Source organism: Chitinophaga polysaccharea (assembly GCF_902150045.1).
In the GTDB taxonomy this organism is placed as follows: domain Bacteria; phylum Bacteroidota; class Bacteroidia; order Chitinophagales; family Chitinophagaceae; genus Chitinophaga; species Chitinophaga polysaccharea_A.
Window position 1 is genome coordinate 37957 of the sequence record NZ_CABFVU010000005.1, and the last position, 12357, is coordinate 50313.

9 protein-coding genes are annotated in these 12357 nt (G+C 45.5%); 8 read left to right on the forward strand and 1 reads right to left on the reverse strand.

From position 1 onward, the window contains the following. Window positions 1-40: 40 nt before the first annotated feature. The gene (locus tag FN124_RS28225; protein ID WP_142688152.1) at window positions 41-634 is read right to left on the reverse strand and encodes a hypothetical protein; all 594 of its coding nucleotides are present in this window, start codon (window positions 632-634) and stop codon (window positions 41-43) included. Window positions 635-1182: 548 nt separating this feature from the next. Here FN124_RS28225 and FN124_RS28230 point away from each other — a divergent pair. The 8 genes from FN124_RS28230 to FN124_RS28260 all read left to right on the forward strand — a co-directional run bounded on the left by FN124_RS28230 (window position 1183) and on the right by FN124_RS28260 (window position 12343). Then, a complete protein-coding gene (locus FN124_RS28230; protein WP_142688153.1) occupies window positions 1183-3546 on the forward strand; it encodes a TonB-dependent receptor in 2364 nt (787 codons plus the stop codon). Between the two features lie 96 nt (window positions 3547-3642). Next, on the forward strand, window positions 3643-3870 hold the full coding sequence (locus FN124_RS28235) for a class I lanthipeptide (protein ID WP_142688154.1): 228 nt from the start codon (window positions 3643-3645) through the stop codon (window positions 3868-3870). Window positions 3871-4120: 250 nt separating this feature from the next. Next, a complete protein-coding gene (locus FN124_RS31055) occupies window positions 4121-4273 on the forward strand; it encodes a hypothetical protein (protein WP_185937430.1) in 153 nt (50 codons plus the stop codon). A gap of 26 nt (window positions 4274-4299) precedes the next feature. Next, the gene (locus tag FN124_RS28240) at window positions 4300-4584 is read left to right on the forward strand and encodes a class I lanthipeptide (protein ID WP_142688155.1); all 285 of its coding nucleotides are present in this window, start codon (window positions 4300-4302) and stop codon (window positions 4582-4584) included. Window positions 4585-4680: 96 nt separating this feature from the next. Then, entirely contained in the window at window positions 4681-7869 is a 3189-nt protein-coding gene (locus tag FN124_RS28245; protein WP_142688156.1) for a lantibiotic dehydratase, read from the forward strand. Beyond that, window positions 7853-9046 (forward strand): lanthionine synthetase LanC family protein, encoded by a 1194-nt coding sequence (locus FN124_RS28250; protein ID WP_142688157.1) that lies wholly within the window; start codon window positions 7853-7855, stop codon window positions 9044-9046. The genes FN124_RS28245 and FN124_RS28250 overlap by 17 nt, the downstream gene beginning before the upstream one ends. A gap of 18 nt (window positions 9047-9064) precedes the next feature. Continuing rightward, window positions 9065-10096, forward strand: coding sequence for a hypothetical protein (locus tag FN124_RS28255; protein WP_142688158.1), 1032 nt, complete (start codon window positions 9065-9067; stop codon window positions 10094-10096). A gap of 3 nt (window positions 10097-10099) precedes the next feature. After that, window positions 10100-12343 carry a peptidase domain-containing ABC transporter gene (locus FN124_RS28260; protein WP_221887945.1) on the forward strand — a complete coding sequence of 748 codons (2244 nt, stop codon included), beginning with the start codon at window positions 10100-10102 and terminating at the stop codon, window positions 12341-12343. Window positions 12344-12357 lie beyond the last annotated feature (14 nt).

Below are 12357 nucleotides of genomic sequence, written 5' to 3' on the forward strand. Positions count from 1 at the left end.
GGCAAATGCGTATTACCGGTGCTTACTATACAACAGATGCTTAATCATCTATTTTTTTACTGATCATTTTTCCCAACTCTTTACCTGCTTTGGCATAGGCATCTCCTATACGGAGGCCGGTAGCAAACTGGCCTTTTCCTCCTTTCATGTCGTCCATCATGACTTTACAGATGGATTTTTTCATATTGGCCTGGTCAAAAATTTCTACATCCAGGTTGATGGCTGCTTTACGGGAGGAGACTGCAACGTTGTAACCAACTTCAATAAACCTGGTATTCACTACCATTACGTATTTGGGAGTGCTGTCTTTTGATAAGGTAATGTCGGCGTACTTCTTGAAAAGCTCGATAAAACTGGGTTCATAATGTTTTTCCCGGTCGGCAAACCAGCTCTGTTCCCAGGCAGCGCCGGATCCAGGTTCCTTGGCTTCTTTTTCTGCCTTTCTCCGCTTAATATAGCTGGCCTCCCGTCCGTCCTCGCCAACAATAAGTTTGTTGTAGGTAAATACCACTTTCATTTTAGTAGTACCTTTCAGAAAATCCAATTTTCCTTTTACGACCTCCCGGGCCTTCAAAAAAACTGGTGTGATTGTTCCTGTTGCCAACAGGATAAGAAAAGTAAAAATTCGTTTCATACAGTATAAGGGATAAGGACGTAAATATACATTTTAGTATTTTATTCAACTCATCATCCCCAAAAAAAATTTGTTAGTTTGAATCATCGATAGTATTTTCGTTAGACTGCTCACATGAATCATGTGTACTTAGTGAATTTCGTTTGCATTATTAAGTTAAGTATTGTATAATATATACTACGAACCACCCTGATATACTATATAGAAGGGAGGGCTTTGAAGAAATTAATAAAGAGCAAATTTTTGTTTGTTGATCGGCTTTCCCGATAATCTTTAGAAAAGTTGCATTTTGAAAATATGGACTATACTGGATTCCCTAATGATCTGGCATAAATCCCCTCAAAATGCAGATAACCCAGAGCAGATCAATTCCCTGGCGGAATGTTTTAAAAATCAAACACGCTGGCAAATCAGAACAAGAAAAAACGAACCCGTACTTACATCACAAAAAAAGTATCATGATCACGACTACTAATTAGGCTTTTCTGTTTGTTAAAGACACAGTGTCCCAATGATTATCAGAACCAACTATCCACATTAACCAGAAAATGAAAATACTTGTACGTCTGTTTTATGTTAACAGCCTGATCTTCTTTTTTTCCTTTACTGTAGCCTACGCCCAGCATACCTGTGCGTTGTCGGGAGTGGTGAAAAGTCTGGAACAGCCTATCGCTTATGCCGAAGCTTGTTTAATGAAGCACGACAGCATCCTGGTAAAATGCAGTTATACTGATACCACGGGCACATTCCTCCTGAACGCAGATACCGGCAGCTACAAATTGGTGATCCGCTCCATGGGAAAGATACTTCATACACAACAGCTCAAACTGAGCCAAGATGAGCGTATGGGCACCATTCATCTGAATCTGTCAAAAGACCTGGAAGCTATCGTAGTGACCGGAAACAAAAGCCTCATTCAAAGAAAAGTGGATCGGCTGGTATTCAACCTGGAACATTCTATCGCCTCCAAAGGAACAGACCTCACGCAATCGCTGGCACTGGTGCCTATGCTGAGGGTCAGCGAATCCGGAGTCTCTATCATCGGTAAATCAGGTGTTTCAATCATGGTGAATGAAAAAATACTGAACATCAGTGGAGAAGACCTCATGAACTATCTCCGGTCTATCAGGTCTGACGATGTGACCAAAGTGGAAGTGATCACCACTCCCCCGGCGAAATATGAAGCGGAAGGGAATAGCGGCATGATCAACATTGTGCTCAAACGAAATCCTAACCTTGGCTGGAGTGGGAATGTAAGCACCTCCTATGCGCAAACTACCTATCCCGGAATCAACAATACAGCCACCATCAACTACCAATCGAAGAAGCTCAATACTACACTCCGGTTGAAACAATACGACAGATCGGTATATGCTACGGAAGATATCGATGTGATCGGGAAAAACTCGATCCTCAGCAATGATTCCAGGAAGGACACCTATAAAGGAGTTGGCGGTAATTTAGGCATGGACTATAAGATCAACACCGGAAGTACGATCGGTTTTATCTATGACGTCAGCGAGATCCGTACCAACATGGATATCAACAATACCACGGAGTATCTCACACAAAACATTGCCGACTCCGTACTTACCACATTTTCACAACACCGGAACAAAACTCTTGCACATACGCTGAACGCCTATTATGAGCAGAAGCTGAATAAAAAAGGAGGAAAACTAAACCTCGGCTTCAACTATTTCTCCAATACACCGGAAACAAACGTTGATTTCAAAACAGCATCAGACAAAAGCACCTTACTGGATACCGTCAACAACTACAGCCATGTAAAATACCGGATCACTTCCGGTCAGGCAGACCTCACGTTGCCGGCATCATGGGCTACAACGGAGACTGGTATTAAGTTTACAAATATAGATAACAACTCAGATGTCAGGTATGCCACATTGGTAAATGGCGGCTACAAGCCGGATCCGATCAGGAGCAACCTGTTCAACTACAGCGAGAAAAATCTCGCGGCGTACCTGATCCTGCATAAGTCGGTCATGGAAAAATGGACCATGCAAGTGGGCTTGAGATATGAGTACTCATGGGTAAACGGATACTCGCTGTCTACCGCAAGCAGATCGAAATCTGAATACGGAAAGTGGTTCCCATCAGTATATCTTAGCTATGTAGCTGATCAGAACAATACATTTTCTATCAGCTATTCCAAGCGCATCAACCGGCCCAATTTCAGGGCTGTGGATCCTTTTAAATGGTATACCAATCCTAACAGCTACTACACTGGAAATCCGCTACTGCAGCCATCTTTCAATCATAACATCGAGTTATCTTATCTGTATAAGGGGATGCTGTCTTTCACTTTGTATGGCCAGCAACAAGTGAATGGCTTTGGGAGATTGACAGAAGTAACGGATGCCCTCAAAGTGGTCAACTATAAAAACTATCTCACGAAGTACGACGCAGGATTGAACACAGGATTGAGTTTCAAACCTCTCAAATGGTGGGAGAACAACACCAGCGTAACGGTATATTATTCTGATTCAAAATCGGCTATACCGGAAGTGGTACCACAACAGGGGCTCGCCTTCTATTACAGCATCAACAATACTTTCACCATCACGCGTACCGTAAGTTGTTTCGTTAACTTCTGGCATGAACTGGCGAACAGACAGAACAACTATTATAGCAATCAACTCTATGGTTTGTCGTCAGGTATGCGGGTATCGATGCTGCACAACAGGCTGCAGGTAACAGCTTCCGGAGATGACCTGCTGAAAGGACTGGTGAGCAGGGGAGAGGTCTATTATACAAATTATACACAGACATATCATAACTATTACGACGCCAGGAAATTCACACTGAGCCTGACATATACATTCGGCAACAACAACGTAAAAGGCAATAGGAAACAGATCAATTTCAGTGAAAAAGACAGAGCAAACTAAGAGTGGACTTGTAATTTCACCCACGATGCAGATATTCTAGAATAGGCGGATGCTGAAAAGCCTGAGTAGAGTAGGCATAATATTTAAAAAATAATCATGAAAAAGGTAATGTTAAACCCTCTGGAGCTCGATAAAGAGACCACTGCCCAACTTGGCGAAAATCAATTACAGCAGATCGTGGGCGGTACTGTTAACTCCGGCTTCCTCATGGCCAATTCAACTGGTTGTGGTGATGGCGGCAGTGGCTGTGGTGCCGGCGGTAATTCCTCAGGCTGTGGTTCAGGTGGTAGCACCTGCGCTGTAAACAGCCCAAACCATTTCTAAAAATGATGAAGAAGCTGGGCTGATAATAGCCTCTTCATTGCATTGACGATTACTTTTGACAGCGACCATTCAGGTGTTTGAACCCGGTGTACGCGTTTGTTCCCGATGATGATTTTATATAGCCCAATGTCATCACTGCTTTATTCCCGTCATTATCATTCTTTCTACAAGATATTCTAGAATAGGCGGATGCTGAAAAGCCTGAAGAGAGTAAGCACAACCTTCAAATTTCAAAATTATGAAAAAAGTAATGTTAAACCCTCTGGAGCTGGACACAGAAATCATTGCTCAGCTGGATGAAGCACAACTGCAACAAATCGTAGGCGGCAATAGTGGTGACCTTGTTACGCAAAGTGCCGCTACGTCTACTGGCTGCGGTACCGGCGGCAGTACTTGCGGTTGATACTGACCAAACAAAATTATCGTTACATGAAGAAGCTGTTTCAGATGGGCAGCTTCTTCATCCCGCTCTATTTGTTTAATCATTCTATCTATTTCAAAACAAAAATTATGAAAAAAGTAATTCTGAATCCTTTGGAGCTTGACAAAGAAACTATTGCACAACTGGACGAAGCACAACTCGGACAGATCATTGGTGGCGTGAATTTACCTTTGATGGCCACTTCAACTGGTTGTGGTGATGGCGGTAGCGGCTGCGGTACCGGTGGTAACTCAACCGGTTGCGGTTCTGGTGGCAGTACCTGCATCGCCTAATCGTCATTTTACAGCTTAAGAACGGAGGGGCTGTTCCATGGAACAGCCCCTCCGTTCATCTGTCATCCGATTCCTATTCCCCGGTAAACATAGAATATGGAGCATAAACGAGATTTCTTTATACATGACCACTATCTGCTCAGAACGCCTGCGCTCCCGGTTGATGATATCTTCAAACTGAATGGCGAAACAGCCGGGCTTAACCTGAATGATGCCAACGCCATTATGAAAGTTATAAACGACTTGTTGAGCAACTCCCTGTTCTATGAAGCGCTGTTTGTAGGTTCCAGAGCTGTTTTCAATACTTACAATGAGCTGAAAGATAAATCTCCGGTAGATCTTCATAAAGTCAGGAAACTACTTTTCTCCCTGTATAAATACTTCGCGCGCATGGCTGTAAGGAGTACGCCTTATGGTCTTTTTAGCGGCGTAACAGCAGGGAGCGTGAATGATGCTGCCAGCAGCATCTTGTTCGCGGAAAACAAATACAGGGTCAGCTTTGAATTTAATATAGACGTTATAGCTGATCTGATCCTCCAGGTGGGATCACATCCGGAATATAAAGCTCGCATACAATATTCCGTTAACAATACCCTTTACGAAATTGATGATAAATTACTTTTTGTAGAACAGGCGCAGGTAAATGGCGGGTTACAATCCCGGCTGTCGTCCGTAACAGTCAATGATGTGATCCGGCATATCCTCCAGCGTGCGCGGGGCGGCGCCACGATCAGCGAACTGGTGGCCACCATTGATGTATCTGCCACCTATCAGCAGAAAGAGAAATTTGTGATGGACCTGATCCGTTCACAAGTGCTGGTAAATGAATTTTATCCCAGCGTTTCTTCCCGCAGTTTTGTACATGATTTCCTGGCGAAGGCCAGGCAACATCAGATCTCCCTGCCGCAGGTGGATGAGTTGCAAAAGATATACGATGCCTTTAATGCCACCACCGGCATTAATGATCTGCCAGCTCTGAGAGCAAGCATGATGGCGCAATCCCTGGAATATCTCCGTGTGGAAAGTGATTTTTTCAAAGCGGATCTCTTTTACAATACGCAAACAAATAATATCAATAGAAAGATCATTACAGAGATCAGTGAAGAATGTTTTGAGTTATCATCGCTGGTGCCGCCGAAATCCGCTCCCGACCTGGAACAGTTCAGGCACCAATTCCACCGCCGCTACGAGGAGCGGGAAATACCACTGGTCCAGGCACTGGACCCTAACTACGGGATTGGTTATGGTAATGCCATCACCGGCGTGGCAGAATATATGCCTTTGATAGAAGGAATGCCTGTCGTTAATCCGCCGCAAAAAATAAATACCCATGAGGATTATCTGGAAACGATCCGGAAAACAGTTTTCAGGCGTTTCTGTGAAAAGAAGGAACACGTCGTAGACATTGCCCCCACAGAGCTGCAGGCATCCCGCAAGAGAAATGAAAGCAAGTTTAACGGTAAAGTGCCTACGAATACTTATATATTCGGAACACTGATCGCAGATTCGCTTCCCTTGCTGGATAGCGGAAACTATAAATTTCAACTGGTCCAAACACATGCACCATTTGCCGCCAAATTACTGACCCGCTTCGCCAACGGCGACGCTACCATCAGCAACAATATCCGGCAAATCATATCGGAGGAAACAACCGCCAACCAGGATGTTATCCTCGCTGAAATCGTTTACCTTCCCTCCGGCAACTACGCCAATATCGTGCTGCGGCCGCCTTTCAGGCAATATGAAATTCCCTACATCTCACAATCCCGCCTCGATGCCGGTTGTCAGATCAATATCAATGATATCATGGTATCGGTGAGGGATAACCGGGTAGTGCTGCGGTCACAGCGGCTCGACAAGGAAATTATTCCCTGTCTTACCAATTCACATTATACTTTTTTTGGACAACCAATCTATAAGTTCCTGGCGGATTGCTCCGCACAACACGTTGTACACGGCTTCATCTGGGACTGGGGAGAATTGGCCGCTGAAAAATTCCTGCCACGGATTACTTACAAACATCTGGTGCTGAGCCGCGCCAGATGGCTGCTGCCGCAAACAATACTGGATCACCGGAAAGAACATATTGTGGAAGAATATGTTGACTCCTTACGTAATAGCAGACAACTCCCCCGGCATGTGCTGCTGGCAGAAGGTGATAACGAGTTGCTACTCGACCTCGACAACCCGATCTGCCGACAGATCCTGGCGAAAGAGCTGGGCAAAAAAGAAGTGACACTATGCGAGTTCCTGCAGTCACCCGAAAATTGTTTCCTGAAACAACACAATAGCAGTTTCACCAATGAAATGCTGATTACCATGGGCACACACCGCCCTATGCGCCCGGGACAACTGTCTAAATTTGTTGCCCCGCAGGAAATAAAACGGATCTTCCCACCCGGAAGCGAATGGCTTTACCTAAAGGTATACACGGGAAACAAGGTACAGGAACGCATCCTGACGGAGTATGTCAGCGATTTCGCGCGTATGCATCTCGAGGCAGGCACCCTCGATAAATGGTTCTTCATCCGGTATAGTGATCCCGGGCATCATCTGCGGATCAGGATCCATCGCGCATCCGGAGCTGATATGCCTAAGTGGCATTCACTCACAGAACAGTTCGAACAGGGCCTGGAACAATTCCTTACAGCCAACCAAGTCATCAACATAACGATAGATACCTATCACCGGGAGATAGAAAGATATGGCGCAGCATTGATCGAAGCAACGGAAACACTCTTCTATATCGACAGTGTGGCTATCACCAATTTCCTTAGCCTGCTTGGTGGCAATGAAGGTGAACACTGGCGTTGGTTGTTCGCACTCGTCAACATCGACAGACTGCTGGATGATTTCAACTATGATATTGCAGGCAAGCGGGCATTACTGGAGAAATTGAGTAACATGTTCCTGCATGAATTCAGCATGAAAGATAAGAAAAGAGAGAAACTGTTAATAAAGATGATGAACGACCGGTACCGGCGTTTTCAGAAAGACATTGCCGATATCCTGCTGAACAGGAAAGCCGATGCAAAGCTAACAGATGCCTACAACGAATTCCATAAAAGAAGCATCGCACTGGAACCGGAAATTGCCAGTCTGAATAACCTTGCTTATTTCCGCAACAACAAAGACCGGCTCATGAACAGTTATATACACATGTCGATGAACCGGATGTTCATGGTGAACCAGCGCAGTCACGAGCTGGTCACTTACTATTTCCTGAACAGGTTTTATACTTCTGTTGCAGCACAAAAAAAACAGTTAAATGAATACCATCAATAAACCCCTCACACTACATGATGTGATTGCAGCTATCACCGGTGCTTTGAAAGATACCGAAGCATCACTGCATAATCCTTCTTACGAAACGGGGCTACTGGGATATGCCCTCTATTACCTCTATCTTGCAAAGCATACTGGTAATGAGGATTACGCGCAGGAGGCCATGGGCTACTTCGATAAGGCGATGGCTGCACTTGATCTTAAAAATTTCAAAAAAATCTACCAGACAGACTCCATCGATGGCCATCTCGCACATATCGGAAGGTTCATTGAATTTTGCAAACGGCATGAGCTGCTTGAAATAGAATCAGATGCATACCTGCTCCGCCTGGACGACATCCTCTTCGGGTTGCTGAAAAGTAAAATAACCATGAGGGATTTTGATCTGAACAGCGGCGCACTTGCCGCCGGTCATTATTTCCTGACACGGCTCAAAAGCACTCCCGCAGTGAAACCCCAGCTGGAATTCCTGGTAGAAAGCATTGATATGTGTGCCAGCCGCGATGAAAAGGGTGACTATTACTGGGTAAGCCCCACCCTGTTCGATCGGGCGTACCTGGGCATCTCCCACGGGTCCTGCATGGTCATCTCCTTTCTTCTCTCAGCCTGCGAAAATAATATCAGACCAGACACTTGCAGGAAAACGATCGGCAAAGCAATCAACTTCCTCCTGAAGCATTACAGAACTTCCCCATACAAAGGGCTGTTTCCCAACTATGTGGGCGATCCCATTGCCCCGATGCAATTCTCCTTATGTTACGGCGATCTCGGAATAGGCTATACGTTGTACAGGGCTGCCAGGCTTTTTCCCGGCGAACAACTCGCAGAATACCGCGACCTGGTACTGAATGATTGTCTGCAAAGAACAAAAGAAGACAACCTGACCCTGGATGCCAGCATCATCTATGGCGCAGCTGGATTGGCATTCACTTTCGATAAGCTGGGAGCCTTGTCCGGCGACTTACGGTTTACCGATCGGGCACGCTACTGGTATGAGCAGATTCCAACATATGCCATCCACGAAAACCGCTTTGCCGGCTTTAAAAGCAGGTTGCTGGCGGAAGACGTACTATGGCAGGTATCCTTCGGATGGGGCATTCTCGGCATCGGTATCGCATCGATGATCCATGTTAATGGCTCGCTGCCACCGATAGATGAGTTACTCATGATTGCTTAACATCAATCCATATTGGCTATGACCGTTTTCAAAGAAGAAATAAACGTACCGGACTTCCTGCTTTCTGAAATAGAAAGCTTTCCTCCTTCCCTGGAGGAATCCACCCTGCCGTATGATCATAACAGGTTGATCTTAATGCTGAGGGAGAAAGAGATATATAAGGTGTGTGACGCCACCAAAAAGGATTATGAGCTGCTGAACCAGTACGACAAACAATTCGGAAAGGTAGTATCCAACCTCGTGAAAGGGATAGAGATGGAAGCTGCTTTTGAAGAATACCTGGCCATAGAAAAACAGATTGAGCAGGAAATCAGCGGCAATCTTTACATCTATGCCAGGCAGATGGCGTTGTCGGTAAAATCACTGTACTACTATAAAACAAAACGATATGATATCGCTACTGCCGTCACAATAGAATGTGTGGCAATGAATGAATACCTGGTGCGGCAAGGGCTCTATACGCTGGTATTCAGATGCCTGGAGCAGAATAAGAATATCTCCAGGATACTTTTCCGCAGCGGCGACGAAGAAGCCGGCAATGCCCTGCTGGTCCGGCTCTTTGATTATATGCTCAATGGAGGTGACCGGGATCTTTATGGCGTCATCTTCAAAGAGCCAGCCTTCTTTGAACGACAGGCGTATATCCGTGAAGCATATGCATACGAATGCTTTCGTATGATCGTAGAAGATATGATCCGTTTCCCGGGGAAAGGAGGACATCAGGCTAATTTCGTGCCCTGGTATCTGCAGCTGGACTTTGAAGTGAATACAACGGATCGCCAGATACTGTATAACTGGATCTACGTAAGCCGGCAACTTTGGGAGAATAATTATGAACATTATTTCGAATCGCTGCTAACCTTCCTGAAAGAGCCCGTAAGCCAATTGTATGATGTGTTGAAATTACAGCAGGCAATCGCTGCTAGCAAGGTGATCAAAGCCAGTGATCATCGTGAAAAGGGGAAAATCATCGACGCAATCAATACATTTATTACGACGAAGCTGAATGTTCCAAAGTCGCTGTTGTTCAAGATAATTGATAACATCTGATCTATGTTGCCCATGTTTAAGCCTTCCATAAATTTTGTGTATCAGTCCAACCAGATGGACTGTGGCCCTGCCTGTCTTGCGATGATCACTGCTTACCATGGCAGGCCATACGACATGGACTTTCTGCGCAAGCACACCTATATCAGCCGCAAAGGTGTTTCCTTGTTAGGGATCAAGGAGGCAGCAGAATATATCGGGCTGAATGTGTTCCCGGGAAAACTCTCTGTTGACGGGTTATGTACAAAAAAGTTACCCTTACCCGCGATCCTGCACTGGAACAAAAATCATTTTGTGGTGCTGGTGAAAATATCCAGGAACAGGTTTAGCGGCAAATACATTTTCAGGGTCGCCGATCCTGCACATGGCATGATCTCGCTGTCGCAGGAAAAATTCGAAAAATACTGGATAGCCTCGGAAGGCAATGGGATAGCGCTTTTCCTTACTCCTACAGAGGATTTTTACAAAAAAGATCCACCGCCACAGGCGGGGCGCCTGGGACTGCGACATCTGTACAGTTATCTTTTGCCTCATAAACGTTCCGTGGCATTGCTGATGCTAATGTTGGTGATCGGTTCGTTTTTTTCTTTCGCATTTCCTTTTCTTACGCAGCAGTTGATTGATAAAGGAATCACTGCCAGGGACATGCATTTCATCACACTGATACTGCTGGCACAGCTGAGCCTTTTTGCCGGTAATATTGTGACAGACATGTTCCGTAACTGGATCGTATTGATCGTTGGTACGAAAGTAAATATCCGGATCATTTCCGATTTTTTGGGAAAACTGCTACGGCTGCCGATCAAGTTCTTCGACTCCAAGCTCATGGGCGATTTTACGCAACGCATCGCCGATCATGCGCGGATAGAACTTTTCCTGACATCACAGAGTTTACCAACCTTGTTTTCCATGATCACTTTTTCAGTGTATTTCGGGATACTATGGTATTACAATACGAACATCCTGCTGGTATATCTTGGACTGAGCGCCGTATCCATCCTCTGGTCGCTCTTCTGGATGAAGAAGCGCAGGATCCTTGATTACCTGCAGTTCCAGCAGCACAGCGAAACCCAGGAATCGATCTATGAGATCATGAAAGGTGTATCCGAGCTGAAATTAAACAGGTTCGAAGATTACAAGCGCCGGGAGTGGGAAAAGATACAAGAGCGGCTTTTTGCCATCAGTATACGGATTCTAAAACTTAACCAGGTGCAGGTAACCGGTTTTGAGTTACTGAACCAGGTCAAGAATATTCTCGTCACTTTCATGGCAGCTTCCCTGGTGATAAAAGGCAACCTCACGCTGGGCGCGTTGTTGAGCGTATCTTATATCATCGGGCAAATGAATGCACCTGTCAGTCAGCTGATGAGCTTCTTCCGTTCCATGCAGGATGCGAGGCTGAGCCTGGAGCGGTTGAATGAAGTACAGATACATCCTGATGAGGAAGCTGCACCCATGGAAAACAACGAACATACATTGCAACAGCTGAAAGAGGCGGGACAGTGTGGCGAACTGCATTTCCGCATACGTAACCTGTCTTTTCAGTATGAAGGTCCACGTTCCCCGTTTGTGCTGAAAGGGATCAATATGGCTATCCGCCAGGGGAAAGTAACGGCGATAGTGGGCGCCAGTGGTAGTGGTAAAACAACGCTGATGAAATTGCTGCTTAAATTTTATGAACCTACCTCCGGTGAAATTATGCTGGGCGGCCGGCAGCTGATAGAAGTGCCCCATAGCTGGGCCAGGCAACATAGCGGCGTGGTAATGCAGGATGGATTTATCTTTGGAGATACCATTGAAAGAAATATCGTTTGTGGAGATGAACACATTGACTATGACAGACTCAGAAAGGCGGTCCGGATCGCGAATATAGAAAGCTATGTCCATTCACTGCCGTTGGGCCTGAACACCAAAATTGGTTCTTCCGGCAACGATATTTCCGGCGGGCAGCGACAACGCCTGCTCATTGCGCGTGCCGTGTACCGGAATCCGCAGTTCCTCTTTTTCGATGAGGCCACTTCCGCCCTTGATGCGGAAAACGAGAAGATCATCCATGAACGTTTACAGGCATTTTTCAAAGGCCGTACGGTAATGATCATCGCACACCGGCTGTCTACCGTAAAGAATGCAGACCAGATCATTGTACTCAAAGATGGTGAGATTGTTGAAAAAGGTACTCACCAGGAGTTGGTGTCAAATAAATTTGAGTATTATAACCTGGTGAAAAATCAGCTGGAACTGGGTTCCTGACGGCGCATGGCCTC